Raw genomic sequence first — 18,790 nt, 5'->3', positions numbered from 1 at the left:
TCAAGCAACCTGACGCTCCTCCGCTTTTGTTGTGGGGGGGCGCTTCGGAATTGAATTTCATGGAAGAATACTTTCGGCAACTAGCGGATACAGCACCACGTTGGAACTTCATATGGATGTATGAGGATCGCCAGCAGGGAAAAATATTGTCTGGTCTATGGATGACGATCAAGCTGAGCGTCATGTGCCTAATTTTCTCTATTTTTATTGGAGTTGTAGGAGCATGGATGCAGGGGGCGCCATCGCGCCTTGTGCGAGCAATTGTTCAAGGATACATCCAATTTTTTCGCAATACTCCGCCCATGGTCCAACTTTTGTTCTTTTATTTTGCTCTGGGCCAGTTCACCCCTGTTGTTGTAGGAGTGGATGGATGGACAGTAGAGCCGATTATTTCAAATGTTGGCTGGGCAATTGTTTCACTGTCGATGTTTGCAGGAGCCTTTAATGTAGAGATCTTTCGGGCTGGGATTGAGGCAGTGCCCGAAAGTACTGTCGAAGCAGCCGAATCCTTGGGCTTCTCTCGTCTTCAAATCTACAGTTACGTTTTGTTACCGCTTGCCTTCCGCGTTAGTCTGCCAGCGCTTAACAACAATTTAGTCAACTTGGTCAAAACCACGACCCAAGCCTTTGCAATTGCTGTGCCAGAGCTCCTCTATCACTCTGTTACTATCTGGAACGATTATCCATCCGCTCAATATCCGACGATGTTGTTAGTGTTTGTGGCATATGTGGGATTGGTTGCCATACTGGTATTTGGTATGTCTCGATGGGAGCGATCCATAAAGATTCCAGGATACGGCCTATGAAGCAAATATCTGGAATAGATACGCCGGTAAAAGGCGGTATGGCGGTCCTAAAACCGTTTGATATCAGAGCCCATAGCCCAGACGGCTATATATTCACGCGCTGGCTCGCAACTCTACCCTTATGGACGCCTCTGCTCATACTAGCGGTAATCGGTGTCTATCCCTCTATCGTCTCTGCTCAATCGGGTTTCTCTATTGATGACGCTTTTGGGGCGCTGTGGCGATGGATGCCATTTCTGCTCGTCTCGGGATTTTTGTTCAATGTTTTGATATCATTCTGGACGCTGGTAATAGGAACCTGTGCGGGGACGGCATTGGGGCTAGGGCAGATTTCAACTTTTGGTCCGTTGCGCGCGTTTTCTTGGTTTATAACGCAGCTTTTTCGCAATTCTCCATGGCTGGTGATCTTATTTATTGTGCTGCTGGCGCTACCGTTTGAATTTACAATTTTCGGTCAAACTATCCGTGTGCCCGACTGGATGAAAGGGGTCTTCGGCCTAAGCCTGCCCGTAATGGCCAATATCTCTGAGGTGGTGCGCGGCGCAGTTCAATCTGTTCCGACAGCGCAGTGGGAGGCAGCAGAAAGCTTAGCCTTCAGTCGAAGGCAAATCCTATGGCAGATTATTCTTCCGCAGTGTTTCAAACGCATGCTACCACCCTGGATGAACTGGTATGCGATTTTGACCATGGCAACGCCCTTATGCAGCTTGCTGGGGATTGAAGAGATTATCACACTTAGCCGACAGGCAATGGAAGCAGAAGACAACCACCCAGAACTTCTTGTGCCCTTCTATGGCTTCGCATTATTGCTATTCTTTGTATATTGTTATCCGATTGCACGGCTGACCATGCGGCTAGAGCGTAAATACGCAGTAAAATTGTGAGATTGATATTATGACTTGGACCGCTGAAAAACCGATAGTTTCTCTAAAAGACGTGCGTAAGAGCTTTGGCGCACTTGAGGTTCTGAAGGGTGTCTCGATTGACGTTATGAAAGGTGAGGTGATTTGCATTATAGGCCCGTCTGGTTCTGGTAAATCCACACTGATCCGCTGCATTAATGGGCTTAATGACATCCAGGGTGGATCAATTTTTGTTCAAGGAAAAGAGGTACATAGCTCTAATCAGGACAAGCTAGAATTACGAAAGAAGGTAGGGATGGTTTTTCAGCAATACAATCTTTTCCCTCATAAAACAGCGCTGGAAAACGTTATGATGGCCCCGCTTAAGGTGCTCAAAGAAAAAAAGGCTGATGTGGAAGCTCGCGCACGCCAGCTAATAAAGAAGGTGAGGTTGGAAGGCAAAGAAGACAATTATCCAGGCGAGTTATCGGGTGGACAACAGCAACGCGTTGCCATTGCTAGGTCTCTGGCGATGAACCCGGATGTGATGCTATTTGATGAAGTGACAGCCGCGCTTGACCCCGAAACAGTAAAAGAAGTTTTAGTCACCATTCGCGAACTGGCAGAAGACGGTATGACATGTATCCTTGTAACCCACGAAATGGGATTTGCGCGTGAGGTTGCCGATCATATTTATTTCACTGATCGTGGCGTAATTGTAGAGCACGGTTCTCCCGAAACTTTTTTTGACAACGCTCAGGATCCAAGGACGCAGGAATTCCTTGGGCAAATTCTCTAAAAATTTCCTGTAAAATAAATCTGCAACAGTTCAAGCTCTACAATCTTAAAGTTAGTTCTGCTTACTACATCATAAATAAAAAACCGATCTAATCGTAACTGATAAAATTAAATTTCTAGAGGTAATATGCGAATCCCCCCATTGCTCAGCGGGTGGCGGGCCGACGCCATTATTGATATTACTTCTTCGTATAAGTACCCGAACGACAGACCGAGCTTGTCACGTGTGATAATCCGCCCCTCAATAATGTCGAGGTCGCCGGATCGAAGAACCCCCGCGCTGCGAGGACTTTAAATATGGGTAGGAACCAATAGCTCGGGCTCAATCACCCGCGCATTTGGAACCGCCTTAATCAAATTATCCGCAGATTGCTCTAGAAGAGGGAACGTTTTGTAATGGCAGGGAATAATAATTTCAAAATCAAAAAATTTTGCAGCGCCAAGCCGCTGCCGCATAAACTCAAACAGAAACCGAACCAGAGCCTCCGTTACGATACAGCCTCAGCTCTCCGAATAAATCTGACGTCAGACATGCGCGAGTGTAAAAACCAAGATTGGGGATTGGCGAGTTCCTTATTCTGAGGCTGCATTAAAAGAAAAATATAATAGCTTAACCGCCCGCCGTTGGAGCATCGCAAAAAGCAACGCTCTTTATACACGCATTCTAAATTTAGATCGCGCCTTGGACATGAAAGAAGTATTCACCCTTTAAAAAAGCGTCAGCAGGCACGGTAATTTTTCACTGCAAGCATACATGGTGCACAAAACGAAATTACAAAATGGGCTCTAAACAGCCGATCGCTGCCTCTTTCGCAAATGACTGCCAATTGAGGGAAATTAGCCTTCCAAGCAGATTAATATATTGTCTGCATCACCATAAATTTTGACAGATATGAGCTTCCCTATTCGGTTACCTCGCTTGCCCGTTTTTATGATTTCTTTCCCTGATCAAACTTCTTTTTCCCTGTTATTTAAATAACAGGGAAATGGCCCTAACTCGTTCTTTTAGTAAAGTAAATCGGAGTGAAATTTTTGAAAACCGTCCTAAACAGACCAAAATTTCAACTTTTCCCAGTTAAATTCCCTGTTAATAGGGAATTCCCACCAGTGACCGGTTCTCTAAAAACTGCGTCCACCACCACGCAGTCCTTTGAATTTATTGGCAAAGGCATTGAGTCTGAGAGACCAAAGTTATCAAGTGGTTTCAGAGCAATGATGCAAAGCTTTCTATCGAAAACTCCCAATTCAATGCACTATTCAGCGAGATCGCCGCAAAAGTTTCTACTGCGCCTTTTAAAGTGAGATCTTGAGGCGGGTTACTGATGCACGATACTGTTTCGTTTCGAACATTCCCCACCACTCAGTCTTCAAAAAACTGCAAACGAAAGGGGGGGGGGAAGTGCCGTCTTATCAAAGGTTTATTGGATTATGGGGTGCCTGAGATCAATGGTCATCGGCATCATGGTTTGGCTGTTGTGACTGCGTGTTGCGACGCTGAACTCCCGCTTCTTGTTCGCATCCACCTCAGCTTGAAATGTCCTAGGCTCTCATAGGTCGGTTAGACCTATTTAGTCCCAAACATCACCGTTCAGTGATAGGCTTTGCTCTCCAAGACGCCTGATGGAATTCAGCGCGCGACAGACGCGCCACCCTTTATCATACTATGGCCAATATGGGCCCAAAGCGCCCCTTTTTTAAAACCCGAATGGACCATCTCCACGCACTGGATCAATGCGGATTGACTTGAACCCCTCGGCCCATTGATGCAGCAATGCGCCGCCCTCTTGTTTTAAAAATCCGATCGGGGCATCGTGATAGGTGTTAAATAGAAAACTGCTGCAAACCGAAGGCGCCGATATAACAGTGTGGCCCGCCAAGCGGGTTGATATATTTCTATGAATATGTCCGCATAATACCAAAATTTCACCCTGATATTCAGCTAGGATCTCGCTCAGCTGCTCAGTGCCGTTCTGCAAGCCGATGGAATCCATAAACGCCATTCCAGATTTAAAAGGTGGGTGATGCATCATCACAACCGCGGGGGCCTGTTTCAAATCTGCCAAACATGTCTTCAAAAACTGCAAAGAGTCTTGATCTAATTCTCCGCCCCCCTGCCCTTCGATCAAGGTATCTAGACCAATAACTTGCAAAGCGCCAAGCCTATGTTGCCAGTTCAACTTACCGGCCTTTGGCAAATAACCTGCTCCGTCAAATGCTGCGCGAAAAGGTGCGCGGGCATCATGATTTCCAGGAATACAAAAAATTGGCAGATCCAAAGGCTTCAGAATTGATTTGAAAAGCGCATAGCTTTCTGCCGTGCCATCATCGCTGACATCGCCCGTTACAACGATGCCATCGAGCGGTCCAACTTCAAATTGCAGCTCTGCAATGCGTAAAGCCAATCTCTTTAAAGGGCCCGAAGTTTCCAAGCGCCCGGAGACAAGGCTACCTGGTTTCACAATATGCGTATCAGAGATTTGTAAGAATTGGGTCATTTTAGCACCTCATAGGCCTCGCATCATCACTCATCTGCGCATCTTAAACACCTTAACAGAGCCTGTTAATTTTCAGGCTAGGGTAGAAATAACCCGCTATCAAACAGGATTACCAGCATCTGTTAGGATCAGGTTATCCTGCAAGCTTTCAAGCAAAGTCGCATAATTTCCATTTGGCAAACGATCAAGGATAACCGTATCAACATCGGCAATATTTTCACCTGCTGCCGGTGCCAAGCGGCCAAATTTCGAGTGATCAATCACAAGGATCGACCGTTGCGAGTTTGCCATAATCTGCTCACGTGCGCGCACCTCTGCGGCATGAAACTCAAGCAGCGATCCATCCTCAGCAATACCTGCCACGCCAAATATACAAAATTCGGCGCGGTAGCGGCTAAAAAACGCCAAAACATCTTCCCCTAAAATATCGCGATCCGGCAATCGCAATTCGCCCCCGGGTAAAATAATCCGATTGGTCATTTCGTCGCTCAACGCCAACGCCGCGCTTAAATTATTGGTAATAACCGTCAATCCTTTGCGGCGGCGTAACGCGCGTGCAACGCTCAGCGGCGTCGATCCGATCGAAATAAAAACAGTGGCCCCATCCGGGATCAGCTCTGCTGCCGCCTCACCAATATTACGCTTTTCCGCCAGATTGGTCGAAAGTCTTTGATCAAATGGGGTGTTTGACTGCCGCGGCGATAGCTCAACGCGACCATGCCGCCGTTTCAGCAATCCCCCTTCGCATAATTTATCCACATCGCGGCGGATCGTTTGCGTCGAAACATCCAAAATTTCGGCTAAAGCGCCGACAGACAGCGCTCCACGTTCAAGAACGATGTCCTCAATTAACTTGTGCCGTTTCTTTTTTTTCGCTGACATGAATGCTCCCTACATGGTTTCAATCAAACGCTCAAGGAAAGCGGCGGTTTTGGGTACACGCCCTATGTTTTTACGAACCTCAATGATTAATTTCGGTGCAGATTCACTCTTATGCAAGGCATCCATAACGGGCTGCCAAGAAATTGCACCTTCGCCGGGAAGCCAATGACGATCAGCATACCCATCCACGTCTTGTAAATGAACATGCGCGAGCCGGTTTTCTGCAGCCGCAATAAAATCCACCACCGAGGGGGCTTTGTAATTGCAATGAGATAAATGCGCATGCCCAGTATCAACCGAAAGCTGCAGGTTTGGATGATCAATTTCACGTACAGCGCGCATCCTCATATTCGGATCCGTATCATCACAGTTTTCCAAGACCAACGTACATCCGATATCAGCGGCGCGTTGTAGAGGCACCCTTAAAATATCACCCATTGCAGCAATAACGCCGGATTGCACAAATGGATATTGCCACTGATTCAACTTCATCCAATCGTCGAACGGGCTATGAATAACCATATATTGCGCGTTCAAATGCTCGCAAATTTCAAGCGCGCTGAGAAATCGCGTTGTGATTAATTTTTGAAAAGCCGTCTCCAAATTGCCAAGGTCCAAGCCAAAAAACGGCCCATGCAAACCGCGTGGCCCTTTATGAGCTTGCAGTTTTTCTTGATAGCGGGAAATTAAACCCGATAAATCACCTGACAATATATTTGGTGGCGTGAAGTCTTGAATCTCAATCGGCCTGTCTTGCTCACAAAGCCAGTTAAATACCGTTTCAATATTATCTAATGTAACGGCCGCTCCGATTTTCGAAAGCGTCATGACCTCTCCCTATTTAATACCTGCGCGAATAAAGCTTTGCACAAACTGCCGTTGGAAGAGCAGAAAAGCAATAAGCAACGGGCCGGATGTCATCAATGTGGCTGCGTTAATTACGGACCATTGGATGCCCGAATCTGTAACCGCAAAGATCGACAAACCAACGGTGAGCGGGCGCGTTTCTACCGAATTGGTCACGATAAGCGGCCAAACGAAATTATTCCAATGATGGCTGACCGAAACAAGTCCGTATGCTAGATAAGTCGGTTTTGCGAGTGGTATGTAAACGCGCCAGAGCACGCCCAGAAAGGAACAACCCTCAACCCGCGCGGCTTCGTCTAATTCCTTGGGAACCGTCATGAAGGTTTGGCGCAGCAGAAAGATCCCAAAGCCAGAAGCGATATAAGGCAGACCAATCGCGGCGATCGTATCAATCAACCCGAAGGACCGCATCGTTTGATAGTTCTGAACAATCAAAATATCGGGCATCACCAGAAGCTGCAGCAACACCAAAGTAAACAGGACGTTTCGGCCCGGAAATGTAAAGCGCGCGAAGGCATAGGCGGCAAGTGTGCATAAGAAAAACTGCGCTGCCACAATGCCGGTTACAAGAATAACAGTGTTTAAAAAGTACCGCGCAAACGGCGCCTCATTCCAGGCCTGTACAAAATTTTGCAACGTCAAAGGCGCGAATAGGCTAAACCGCGTTTCATATTCACTGGGATGGAACGCCGTCCAAACCGCATACAGCAGAGGCAAAAGCCACAAGAGAGCCAAACACCAAGCGGCAAATGTGTTTAAAGCGCGATCAAAATTAAACGGCTTGCGTTTCAAAACAGACTGGGGCGCTAGAGAGGAATTTTCGATCATTTATAATGCACTTTTTTATCTAGAAAAAAGAATTGTCCGATTGCAACCGTCGTCAAGATGGCGAGCATGACCACCGTTAATGTTGCAGCATAAGCCGTGTCCCAATAATCGAATGCCACTTCGTAGATATAAAATAGCAAGAGGCTCGAGGCATTATTTGGGCCACCTTCCGTCATCACAAAAATATGATCCACCAAGCGAAAGGAATTGATCACAGCATTCACCGAAACGAACAGGGTTGTGGGCATCAAAAGCGGGAAGGCGACGCGCCGGAAATAATAGAACTTACCCGCCCCCTCAATCGATGCGGCCTCGCGCAATGAGGGTGGAATGGTTTGTAAAGCCGCCAAGTAAAAGATCATGAAAAACCCAGCCTCTTTCCAGATTGCAACGGCAATCATTGAATAAAGCGCTGTGTCGGGCGAGCCCATCCAATTTTGCTCAGGATAGCCAAACAAGCCACGGATTTGATCAATCAAGCCAAAGCCGGGCGTGTAAAAAAACAACCAAATATTGGCAACAGCGATCAAAGGCAGAACCGTTGGTGTAAAATAGGCCATACGTAAAAATCCGCGCCCGCGCAGCTTTTCATTGACCCAAAGCGCCATCGCCAAAGATAAGATAATTGACAGCGGAATGGTCCAAACAGCGTACCAAAAATTGTTCACCAGAACCTTCCAAAACACTTCATCGGCCATTAATGTCGTGTAATTATCCCACCCCATGAAAACCGATTTTCGCCGTCCTCGCGCCGTTGAAAAAAACGAACTTATAACAGTTTGCACCGCAGGATAATGGGTAAATGTGATCAAAAAGATCATCGCCGGGCTGAGCAGCAACCACGCATATATCCATTGATGTCGGGTAGAGTTTCGCATTTTTATCAAGCGCTTTCGAAATGTGAACCTGCCCAGCAAGCTGGGCAGGCCTGAATGATGTGAAACTTAACGATAGGGTTTCAAAATTCTATCGGCTGCCGCCTGCGCTTGATCAAGCGCTTCTTGAGCGGATTTTTCACCCGCAATTGCGGAGGCCAACGCATCATTGAACGTTTGGGTTACTTTGCCATTCTCATAGGTTGATAGCTCGGCAACCGCAAATTCCAACTGATCGCGCGCAACCAATGCGGGGGGGAAATCAGCAGCATAAGCTTTCATTGCATCGGTTTCCCATGCGTCCGGGCGGGGTGCGACATAACCTGTTGCGATCGACCAAACCGCCGCTTGCTCGGGGCTTGTAATCCACTGAACAAAATCAACCGCAGCGTCTTTTTGCTCATCCGTTGAATCTTTGAACAGATAGAAGTTGCCGCCACCTGTTGGGGCGCCGCGGCGCTCTTTCGCAGGCAGCATTGCTACACCGAAATCAAACGGGGCATTATTACGCACATTTACCAAGTTACCCGTGGTTGTCCACATCATCGCTGTTTCCCCCTCGAAGAAGGCCTTTGGCGTTGGGCCCCATTCGATAGAGCCCGGCTGCATCACACCATGCTTTGCAGAGAGATCAACCAAATATTCTAAGGCTTCAACAACTTTGGGATCGTTGAAATTGGTTTTATTGCCGTCAGAATTGGCAAGGATTGCGCCTGCCGGTGTGGAAAGGCCTTGGAACAACCAATAGGGAAAGCCCGCTGATGGAATACGAACGCCCCATTGCGTTACGTTGCCACTTGCGTCTTTTTTGGTCAGCTTTTTGCCGAATTCAACCATTTCATCCCAATTTGCTGGCGCGACATCTGGATTGAGACCAGCCTCTGCAAAGGCTTCCTTATTAAAATATAGAACCGGCGTTGAGCGCTGGAACGGAATACCATAGGTTTTTCCACCGGTTTGACTATTTTCCATAAAGGAGGGGTAAAAACCATTTATCCAACTTTCTTGCTCTTCTGCAGAGACAAAATCGTCGAATGGCACAATGACATCTTCATCGATCAAGGTGAACATTTGGGTTGATAAAAGAACCGACAATTGTGGTGGTTTACCGCCCCGCGCCGCGGTTAAAGCCTTTACGCCCGCATCGCTGTAACTGCCCGCATAAATTGCCTCAATATTGACCCCAGGATTGGCGGCCACATAATCTGCGGTTAATTTTTCAATCGTAGTTGCGGCAGCGCCGCCCACGGCCACCGGAAAATAAAATTCCAGATCGACTGCGAAGGCCGAACCAACGGCCGCAAGTGATGTCAGGGATGCAACACTGGCTATCTTAAACATTTTTGGAAACATGATTTACCTCTGGGTTTGAGTTTGACGTGCCGACACAGAGCCGGCGTTTTGGGATGACAAAGCCATCTCAATCTCTGAACGCATCGTGTCATCACGCCGGCCAGAGGCCGTTTCGAACACATGCAAATCGTTAATATTAAAAGCCAATTTGATTGCCATCCCGCTGGTCAAGCGGGTTTGGCCTGGCGCCCGGCAGAGCAAGCTTTCTTCACCAACTTTACATTCAACCATCGCATCTGCGCCCAAATATTCAACCCGGGCCACCTGCCCCGATATCACGCCATTCTCATCTGGCACCAGCGCCTCTGGGCGAATGCCAAAGGTAAAATTTTGGCTTTTCTGCAAAAATTCTGCGGGAACCGCGCCCGCCAATAGATTCGGCGAAAACGTCACCATAGGCGGCGTGCCGATAAACTTTGCCGCAAATAAAGTTACCGGGGTTTCATACATAACGCGCGGCGAAGCCACCTGCTCAACCTGACCTTGATTCATCAACACCACTTGATCCGCCATGGTGACCGCTTCAACTTGATCATGCGTCACATATAGCATCGTCACTCCAAGCCGACGCTGCAAATCACGAATTTCTTCGCGCATTTCGGCGCGCAATTTTGCATCAAGATTGGACAATGGTTCATCCATTAAGAAAATAGACTTATCGGCAACAATCGCGCGCCCCAAAGCGACGCGCTGTTGTTGACCGCCTGACAATTGGCTTGGCCTGCGGTCTAACAAATGTCCCAAACCCAGCAGTTTAGCCGCGGCCTTTAATTTTTCATCACGATCACCGCGCGACAGACCACGCACGCGGAGCCCAAAGATAATGTTTTCTGCCACACTGAGATGTGGAAACAGCGCATAAGATTGAAATACCATCGCAATGTCGCGGGCCGCAGGCACTACATCCGTAACGTCTTCACCATCGATAAAAACCTGCCCAGAAGTTGGATCATCCAATCCAGAAACAATTCGCAACGCCGTAGATTTTCCGCATCCAGACGGGCCAAGCAAAGCCGTGAATTGACCTGCCGGAACATCAAGCGAAACATTGTTTAAAGCCGTTGTGTCACCCCAGCTTTTTGAGATGTTTTTAAAGCTAACAGCCCCCCCGCTCATATCGATCTCCCCCACTCACGAACAGAAGCCGGCAAAGGCTGCCGGTTATTGCGCATCGCAATTTCCGAGTCAGAACGGCGCATCTTATAGTCCAATGTAAAAATAATCTTCATCGCCTTTTCGTTGATAAACTCCACCAGACAAAAGCAGCAGAACCAATGTTCAGGTCAACTGCCAGGTTGACTTGAACATCAAGTTTTCTGATCACACAATAAAGGAAAGAATTGAATATAAACTATGCTTCATGTGGTCTGATCGGTTTTTTAATCTCCCTTATACGGACATATGGTGTCTACACCTGAACACCCTTAGCTACCGGATGTAACGGTTGCGTATCAGTGCAGAGCCATTGCCTCTTTTTGTGATGGAACCATGACTCACAATAAACAACAAAACAACAAAAATATTAGTTTTTTAAAAATTTTTAAGCTACAAAACTACAAAAATTTGGCGTTTTTTCTTTTTTTCTGATCAGTTTCAGGTAAGCTGGTGCGAGTCTGCTGGGTGTTCCGGCTTGAATTGATCAAAAAGTGACTTTTAAATGCTATCAACCGCCACAGCCTTTCAACGTTACCAAGAAATCCGACACAAACTGCCAACCGCCCCGCAAAACAAAACCATGTCGGATATTGAAAACCTCACCGAAATCTCGGGGAAAGCCGGCGCCTTTGTCTTTGATGCTTTTGGTGTTTTGAATGTTGGTGATTGCCTTATCGAAGGGGCCGATCAACGCTTAACCCAATTGCGCCAGCAGGGCTGTGAAATACGCATTCTCACCAATGCAGCAAGTTATGATCGCACCCGTGCATTGGAAAAGTTTGATCGACTGGGCGTAACAATAGACGACACAGAAATCATCACCAGCCGCGATGCCACGCTCTCTGCGTTGACGCAAAACCACTGGGGCATAATTGCCGATCCCGATGACGAACTGAGCGATGTCAATTTTCATCACACCCGACTTGGGCAGAACGCTGGCGACTATGAGGCAGTGGATGGGTTTTTATTTCTATCCTCTGCCAATTGGTCGGCACAAAAACAACAGCTGCTCGAAACCTCGCTGATCACAAATGCCCGCCCTGTGCTCATCGCAAATGCGGATTTGGTGGCCCCGCGGGAAACTGGTTTCTCGCTGGAGCCAGGGTTTTATGGGCATCTTCTGTTAGATCGCGGCATCACCGATATACGATTTTTTGGAAAGCCCTTTCCGGAAGTTTACGCATTGGTGGAGAACAGCCTTCCACAGCTTAACCCAAGTGAAATTATCATGTGCGGCGATACGCTGCACACAGATATTTTGGGCGCCACGGCCAGAGGTTGGCGCAGCGTGCTAGTGACGCAGGACGGGATGTTTTCCGGACATGAGACCGATATTTTCTGCAAAGAATCTGGCATTTTTGCCAATTGGCGCGTTAAGCGAATTTAACACTCCACGATTGCCGGCATGCCGACGGCGAAGATCTTGGCTTAAAATTTCAAATATACGAAAAATGGAGATGCGTTCAGGTTTAACCTGGCGCTGATACCGCTCAATTGGCCTGATTAATGCTAAAGGGAATGAGGCTATCTCTAAAATGCTCCATAAATTCCAACGTGACCAAGGAGGGTTTTTTCAAAATTGGCCGCACCAAAGACAACCCATGCGGCAGACTGGGCGTAAAGGAGCGAAATCCAAGGCCAAGCTTTTGATACTTAACCGCATCCAATTCACTGACGATCGATACCCCAACGCCAGCGCAGACCAGCTCGCAGGCGGCGGTGAATTGACGGACCTCTATATGCGAATTAAGTGGGATTTGGGCAGCTTGAAAGCAGCGCGATAATTTCAAGAAGAAATCGCTGTCTCGTCTCGTGTGGATGATATTTTCATTTTCAAGATCAGCGGGCCCAATCTGCGTTTTGGCTTCTAAAGCATGGCCTTTAGGAAACACACAAACCGTACGGATCTCAAGATAATGGCGGTCGACTGCCGGATGTCCGATAAATCCGTCCGTGATTCCAAAATCGTATTGCTCCCCTATCATCCATTCTAGTATACGCTCCGGGCGATCAGGCTCGATGGTGAGGCTCACCCCCGGATGGCTCTTTAAAAACTCGGCAACCACTTGTGGCAGATGACTCGTGGCAAACCCTGGCAAGCATGCGATGCGGATATGACCGGCTTTTCGATTTGTTATATCTTGACTCAGATCTGAAATCTGCCGCATCAGCTCTAAGACCCGCTTGATATCGGGCACCAAAAGCCGCACCTCTTGCGAGGGCACCAACTGACCATCACGCTTGTCAAATAAGGGAAAATCAAACTCTTTTGCCAGATCAGCGATCAGACGGCTGGCCGCAGGTTGACTGATTCCAAGATCAGCCGCTGCAGCGGTGACCGACCCATTTGTAATAACGGCCATCAACGCCTCTAACTGGCGTATGCGCGGCGCTTTTCGCTGTGTCATCGCATCCCCTTCCCTTCCCGATTCGAGATATTTATAATATAATGTTATACGTTTTTGTATATTTGGCATCTTGAATTATATTCTTTCGCTGATAAGCTCATGTTTAGTAACGGAGACCGCGGGCAACTCGGCACGTGGCGTAACAAGCATCGAAAACGATGTACGGGAGAATAATATGAAAAAACATTTGATCGGCGCTGTCGCCGCAACCGCTGTGCTGTCACCAATTGCAGCTATGGCCAAAACCGAGGTGCATTTCTGGCACGCGTTTACCGGGCGTTTGGGCGAATTGGTCGCCGCGCAAGTTGAGGATTTCAACGCCGGCCAAAGCGACTATGAGGTCGTGCAAACCCACAAAGGAAACTACTCCGAAACGTTAAACGCTGGTATTGCTGCGTTCCGCGCAAAAGAACAGCCGAATATTCTGATGGTTTATGAAGTTGGCACAGCCACGATGATGGCCGCCAAAGGCGCTGTTAAGCCGGTGTACCAAGTGATGGCTGAAAGTGGTGCCTCTTTCGATCCCGATGCTTATATTGGAGCTGTCAAAGGCTATTACACAACCACCGAAGGCGATATGCTATCTTTGCCGTTCAACTCATCCACACCAGTTTTATGGGTAAACCGCGATGCGATGTCTGCAGCGGGTGTTGACCCCGACAGCGATATGTCAACTTGGGAGCAAGTGGGAGATGTTTTAGACCAGCTTAAAGCCGGAGGTGAAGATTGCCCCTTGGTAACTGCTTGGCAAAGCTGGATCCATCTTGAGAATTTCTCTGCCTATCATAACGTACCATTTGCCACACAAGACAATGGTTTTGCCGGCCTTGATACCGAGCTCAGCCTGAACGGACCGGCGCAAGTGGCACATCTTTCAGCGATGGGCCAATGGGCGAAAAATGGAAAATTTATCTATACGGGCCGCCGCAACGAAGGCGGTGCAAATTTCCGTTCCGGTGAATGTGCGCTGTTTACCGAAAGCTCGGCAGGCTATGCGGGCATCAGCTCAGAAGCAAAATTTGATTTTGAAGTCCGCCCGCTCCCCTATTGGAAAGCCGTCGCCGATGAGCCTCAAAACACTATCATTGGCGGTGCATCACTTTGGGTGATGGAAGGCCATAGCGCAGATGAATATAAAGGCGTTGGGGCATTCTTGAGCTTCTTGTCTACATCAGATGTGCAAGCCGCATGGCATCAAAACACTGGCTATTTGCCGATCACATCAGCAGCGGGCGATGCAACCCGCGCCTCTGGATTTTACGATAAAAACCCGGGCACTGATATCGCTGTGATCCAAATGACCGCGAAGCAACCTACTGCAAACTCGAAAGGTTTGCGGTTGGGCAGCTTTGATCAAATCCGCGGCATCATCGATGAAGAGCTGGAAGCCATCTGGTCTGGTGACAAATCAGCGCAAGAGGCGATGGACAGCGCCAAAGAGCGTGGCGACGCTCTGCTGCGCCGCTTTGAACAAGCAAACCGTTAAGCGGATTGTGAAATCGCGGGCTCCGGCATAGGGGCCCGCAGCATTTTTTTTAAAACGAGGCGTCCCATGGAAAAGCGCGTCACCTTTAACGGTTGGCTGCTGCCGCTGGTGTTGATTGCACCGCAGGTGATGATCTCGGCGATATTTTTCTTTTACCCAGCCGGACAGGCGATTTGGCAATCGCTGTTTATCCCCGATCCGTTTGGCCTCTCTGCCACCTTTGTTGGGCTTGGAAATTTCGAATTCCTCATCAGCGATAAATATTATCGCGCGTCTTTTATCACCACAGCAGTATTCTCTTTGTTGGTCACGCTCTGCTCGATGATCCCAGCGCTGTTTTTAGCCGTGCTGGCCGATCGTTTGATAAAGGGCTCAGGCGTGTACCGTACCCTGCTCATCTGGCCTTATGCGGTTGCACCGGCCGTTGCGGGGGTTTTATGGTTGTTCATGTTTAACACGCGCGTTGGCGTTGTCTCATGGTATCTGGGGCATTTGGGCTATGATTGGAACCATGTGCTCAATGGCGGCGAAGCGATGGGCCTGGTCGTAGTGGCTTCGGCATGGGGGCGTATCAGTTATAACTTCCTGTTCTTCTTCGCCGCGCTGCAATCCGTACCACGCTCAGTTGTTGAAGCCGCAGCGATTGACGGCGCACGGTTTTGGCGGAGGTTTTTCACAGTTATATTACCACTTTTATCGCCTACAGCATTTTTCTTGTTGGTGGTAAACATAGTTTACGCGTTTTTTGAAACCTTTGGCGTCATTCATACGATTACGGCAGGCGGCCCGCAGCAATCCACCACCATTCTTGTATATAAAGTATTTTCCGATGGGTTTGTCGGCCAAGATCTAGGTTCATCCGCGGCCCAATCGGTGATCCTTCTCTTCGTGGTAGGGCTGCTCACGGTTATCCAATTCAAATATATTGAAAAAAGAGTGCATTACTGATGGAACAGCGCTCTGGCATGGTTGAAAAACGCGGCATGGGCCTTTGGCTGACGCATGGTTTCATGATTACCGGCGTTTTGATTATTTTCTTTCCGATCTGGCTGGCCTTTGTTGCATCAACCGTGACGCAACCGGAGATCGTCTCGCCGCCCATGCCTCTCCTGCCAGGAAGCCACTTTTGGGACAATTATAAAACTGCCTTGGTGTCGGGGGTAAACGTGCCCGTGGCCACCATGTTGATGAACAGTTTGATTATGGCGATCGGAATTGCCGTTGGCAAAATTATCATCTCTCTGCTCAGTGCTTTTGCTATTGTTTATTTTCGCTTTCCGGGCCGCACCATTTTCTTTTGGATGATTTTCTTAACCTTGATGCTTCCCGTCGAAGTGCGCATTTTACCCACTTTTGAAGTGGTGGCCGGCTTTGGTATGCTGAACAGCTATTCTGGACTTATCTTCCCGCTTATCGCATCGGCCACCGCAACTTTTCTATTTCGGCAATTTTTTCTTACCATTCCGGATGAGCTGGCTGAGGCTGCCCGCGTTGACGGCGCGCAACCGATGCGGTTTTTTATTGATATCGTTCTGCCTATGAGCCGCACAAATATCGCGGCGCTCTTCGTGATCTTGTTCATCTATGGTTGGAACCAATATCTTTGGCCCCTTTTGATTACAACCGACCCTGAGATGAACACGATCGTGATGGGTATAAAGCAAATGTTCCCCAGCGGCGATGATGTGGCCGAATGGCCCGTGATCATGGCAACATCAATTCTGGCGATGATCCCCCCTGTTATCGTTGTCGTCTCGATGCAAAAGCTATTCGTGCGCGGCCTTGTCGATAGTGAGAAATAAAAATGGCAAATGTTACGTTAAAAAATATCAAGAAAAGTTTTGGGGCCACAGATGTTATCTATGGGATAAATGCTGAAATTAAGGATGGCGAATTTATCGTGATTGTCGGCCCATCAGGCTGTGGAAAATCAACGCTTCTACGCATGGTTGCCGGGCTTGAGACCATAACATCGGGCGATATTTTTATTGGCGATGAACGCGCGAATGACAAAGAGCCGATGGATCGCGACATTGCCATGGTGTTCCAAAATTACGCGCTGTACCCGCATATGTCCGTGCGCCAAAATATGGGCTATGGTTTAAAAATTGCAAAATTGCCCAAAAGCGAAATTGACGCCAAGGTTCAAGATGCGGCAAAGCTGTTGCAAATAGAGCCCTTATTAGAGCGCAAACCCCGCCAATTATCTGGCGGTCAACGTCAACGCGTGGCCATGGGGCGGGCCATCGTGCGCGAACCATCGGTATTTTTATTCGATGAACCCCTGTCAAATCTGGATGCCAAATTGCGCGTTCAAATGCGGCTCGAAATTCGCGAATTGCAGGAAAAATTGGGGATCACCACGCTTTATGTGACCCATGATCAAGTTGAAGCCATGACCATGGCCGACCGTATGATCGTGATGAATGGAGGCATCGCAGAACAGATCGGCACGCCTCTAGACGTATATGAAAAGCCACAAACCCTCTTTGCAGCTCAATTTATCGGTAGCCCGGCAATGAATATCTTCGATGCCCATGTCGAAGGCGGCCAGGTGAAAATAAAAGATCTGCCTATTGGGCCCGCTCAGAGCCGCGATGGCCCTGTCAAGCTTGGGATCCGTCCTGAGCATTTGGTAAAAACATCCGATGCGGCTTTGAACGCTTCGATACAAATGTCAGAACCGCTGGGTGCGAACACGCTGCTGCATGGAAAATTAACGAGGTTCGACAATATAGCAATCACTGCCAGTTTACCCGGCGTGCATCTTTTGGAAACCAAATCCTTTCACATCGGCTTTGCCGTTGAGCCAGCCAATATCCATCTGTTCGATCCAGAGACAGGGCGCAGGTTACCAGTTTGATGCAGTATCCCGCAGTTGAAGCCTTTCGCGGAGGGCCAAACCTTATTCGCGTGGTCGGGCATCGCGGCGCGCGCGGTATTTTACCAGAAAATTCCATGATTGGATTCGAATTTCTGATGCAAACGGGCACGCAACTATTGGAATTTGATGTGTTGATGACCTCGGATATGGTACCGGTCATCACGCATAACCATCATCTTCACGGCGCGATTTGCCGCGGCCCGGATAAAGGTTTTTTAAATGAAGAACCAAAAGTCGCCGATCTAAGCTGGGCAGAAATCCAAAAATTTGATATCGGGTGGATTGATGGCACGAGCGCCTATGGGCAGCGCTTCCCTGAAAGAGCCCAGCTGAACGATATCCGTATTCCCAGCCTTTACCAGCTTCTAAAGGCCGCAGCCCAACCGCCATTTGCCAACGCCAAATTCATGCTTGAAATCAAATCAGACCCTGATTTTGCGCAGGATACCCGTTATCGCAAGGAGTTGATCGAAATCATAATCGGACTGGTCCGCGCTGCAGGGGTTTCCCAGCGCACGCTTTTGCATAGCTTCGATTGGAATCTGCTTGCCGAATGTGCACGCCAAGCGCCCGATATTCCAATATCATTTCTCACCCAATTGTCCGAAAATACATCGCATCAGGGCGAAGATTCAGCCCATTCAATGAATCCCGATTTTTCTGGATGTGAGGATAATATCCCAAAAATGGTAGAGGCCGCAGGCGGCGCGCTTTGGTGCCCCTATATTGCTGATATAACCCCCAAAACGCTAGCGCGTGCCAAAAAGTTGGGTCTGTGCGTTGCAGCTTGGACCGCCAATGAGCCAACCGAGATCGATCAGATGATCGATCTACATGTCGACGCGATTGTCACAGATTATCCGGGCCGGGTTCAACGCCGGCTTTCAGATCGAGGCATCACCTGGTGAAGCCTTTGGCTTAAAAATTTATGTTTCGCGAGATACTCAATAGACATCAAGTTATGGCCACCTTTACCCTCTCCTATTCTTCAGACACTAAAGGGGGGGGGCCTCACCAGCTACAAGAGGCGTCGCAAGGCATAATTTATAGGCCCTACCCAACGGGAAAACTGAAAGCAAAATGAAGATTAATCCATTGAAAGGGACCAATC

18 protein-coding genes are annotated in these 18,790 nt (G+C 48.4%); 9 read left to right on the top strand and 9 right to left on the bottom strand.

Annotated features, from left to right (window positions below):
- The first annotated feature begins 59 nt into the window (after nt 1-59).
- The 3 genes from GN241_06660 to GN241_06650 are packed head-to-tail and all read left to right on the top strand — an operon-like array spanning nt 60 to nt 2,447.
- On the top strand, nt 60-806 hold the full coding sequence (locus GN241_06660) for an ABC transporter permease subunit (protein XAT57075.1): 747 nt from the start codon (nt 60-62) through the stop codon (nt 804-806).
- Nucleotides 803-1,690 (top strand): ABC transporter permease subunit, encoded by an 888-nt coding sequence (locus GN241_06655; GenBank protein ID XAT57074.1) that lies wholly within the window; start codon nt 803-805, stop codon nt 1,688-1,690. The genes GN241_06660 and GN241_06655 overlap by 4 nt, the downstream gene beginning before the upstream one ends.
- Before the next feature lie 10 nt (nt 1,691-1,700).
- Nucleotides 1,701-2,447, top strand: a complete 747-nt coding sequence (locus tag GN241_06650) for an ATP-binding cassette domain-containing protein (protein XAT57073.1) — start codon at nt 1,701-1,703, stop codon at nt 2,445-2,447.
- 290 nt (nt 2,448-2,737) lie between these two features.
- Here the strand turns inward: GN241_06650 and GN241_06645 are convergent, their stop codons facing one another.
- The 8 genes from GN241_06645 to GN241_06610 all read right to left on the bottom strand — a co-directional run bounded on the left by GN241_06645 (nt 2,738) and on the right by GN241_06610 (nt 10,862).
- Entirely contained in the window at nt 2,738-2,902 is a 165-nt protein-coding gene (locus GN241_06645) for a hypothetical protein (GenBank protein ID XAT57072.1), read from the bottom strand.
- A gap of 1,238 nt (nt 2,903-4,140) precedes the next feature.
- Complete coding sequence (locus GN241_06640; protein XAT57071.1) at nt 4,141-4,941, bottom strand: phosphodiesterase; 801 nt, start codon at nt 4,939-4,941, stop codon at nt 4,141-4,143.
- Nucleotides 4,942-5,040: 99 nt separating this feature from the next.
- Entirely contained in the window at nt 5,041-5,823 is a 783-nt protein-coding gene (locus GN241_06635; protein ID XAT57070.1) for a DeoR family transcriptional regulator, read from the bottom strand.
- A 9-nt stretch (nt 5,824-5,832) separates the two neighbouring features.
- Nucleotides 5,833-6,651 (bottom strand): TIM barrel protein, encoded by an 819-nt coding sequence (locus GN241_06630; GenBank protein XAT57069.1) that lies wholly within the window; start codon nt 6,649-6,651, stop codon nt 5,833-5,835.
- Nucleotides 6,652-6,660: 9 nt separating this feature from the next.
- Nucleotides 6,661-7,518 (bottom strand): ABC transporter permease subunit, encoded by an 858-nt coding sequence (locus GN241_06625; GenBank protein ID XAT57068.1) that lies wholly within the window; start codon nt 7,516-7,518, stop codon nt 6,661-6,663.
- Nucleotides 7,515-8,396 carry an ABC transporter permease subunit gene (locus GN241_06620; GenBank protein ID XAT57067.1) on the bottom strand — a complete coding sequence of 294 codons (882 nt, stop codon included), beginning with the start codon at nt 8,394-8,396 and terminating at the stop codon, nt 7,515-7,517. The genes GN241_06625 and GN241_06620 overlap by 4 nt, the downstream gene beginning before the upstream one ends.
- Before the next feature lie 66 nt (nt 8,397-8,462).
- The gene (locus tag GN241_06615; GenBank protein ID XAT59203.1) at nt 8,463-9,734 is read right to left on the bottom strand and encodes an extracellular solute-binding protein; all 1,272 of its coding nucleotides are present in this window, start codon (nt 9,732-9,734) and stop codon (nt 8,463-8,465) included.
- A 15-nt stretch (nt 9,735-9,749) separates the two neighbouring features.
- Nucleotides 9,750-10,862 (bottom strand): ATP-binding cassette domain-containing protein, encoded by a 1,113-nt coding sequence (locus GN241_06610; protein XAT57066.1) that lies wholly within the window; start codon nt 10,860-10,862, stop codon nt 9,750-9,752.
- 541 nt (nt 10,863-11,403) lie between these two features.
- On the opposite strand from GN241_06610, the gene GN241_06605 reads away from it, so the two are divergent.
- The gene (locus tag GN241_06605) at nt 11,404-12,288 is read left to right on the top strand and encodes an HAD hydrolase-like protein (protein ID XAT57065.1); all 885 of its coding nucleotides are present in this window, start codon (nt 11,404-11,406) and stop codon (nt 12,286-12,288) included.
- 103 nt (nt 12,289-12,391) lie between these two features.
- On the opposite strand, the gene GN241_06600 is transcribed toward GN241_06605, so the two are convergent.
- Nucleotides 12,392-13,309, bottom strand: a complete 918-nt coding sequence (locus tag GN241_06600; protein ID XAT57064.1) for a LysR family transcriptional regulator — start codon at nt 13,307-13,309, stop codon at nt 12,392-12,394.
- 175 nt (nt 13,310-13,484) lie between these two features.
- On the opposite strand from GN241_06600, the gene ugpB reads away from it, so the two are divergent.
- The 5 genes from ugpB to GN241_06575 all read left to right on the top strand — a co-directional run bounded on the left by ugpB (nt 13,485) and on the right by GN241_06575 (nt 18,587).
- A complete protein-coding gene (ugpB, locus tag GN241_06595; GenBank protein ID XAT57063.1) occupies nt 13,485-14,795 on the top strand; it encodes a sn-glycerol-3-phosphate ABC transporter substrate-binding protein UgpB in 1,311 nt (436 codons plus the stop codon).
- A gap of 66 nt (nt 14,796-14,861) precedes the next feature.
- Nucleotides 14,862-15,743: a sn-glycerol-3-phosphate ABC transporter permease UgpA gene (gene ugpA / locus GN241_06590; protein XAT57062.1), complete on the top strand. Its 882-nt coding sequence runs from the start codon at nt 14,862-14,864 to the stop codon at nt 15,741-15,743.
- Between the two features lie 17 nt (nt 15,744-15,760).
- Complete coding sequence (ugpE, locus tag GN241_06585) at nt 15,761-16,597, top strand: sn-glycerol-3-phosphate ABC transporter permease UgpE (protein XAT59202.1); 837 nt, start codon at nt 15,761-15,763, stop codon at nt 16,595-16,597.
- A gap of 2 nt (nt 16,598-16,599) precedes the next feature.
- Nucleotides 16,600-17,658 (top strand): sn-glycerol-3-phosphate ABC transporter ATP-binding protein UgpC, encoded by a 1,059-nt coding sequence (ugpC, locus tag GN241_06580; GenBank protein XAT57061.1) that lies wholly within the window; start codon nt 16,600-16,602, stop codon nt 17,656-17,658.
- A complete protein-coding gene (locus tag GN241_06575; protein XAT57060.1) occupies nt 17,658-18,587 on the top strand; it encodes a glycerophosphodiester phosphodiesterase in 930 nt (309 codons plus the stop codon). Before ugpC ends, GN241_06575 begins: the two co-directional genes overlap by 1 nt.
- The last annotated feature ends 203 nt before the right edge of the window (nt 18,588-18,790 follow it).

Source organism: Rhodobacteraceae bacterium IMCC1335 (genome assembly GCA_039640495.1).
In the GTDB taxonomy this organism is placed as follows: Bacteria; Pseudomonadota; Alphaproteobacteria; order Rhodobacterales; family Rhodobacteraceae; genus Thalassovivens.
Note: the sequence above shows the minus strand (reverse complement) of the source record. Positions and strands in the feature narration are given on the sequence as shown.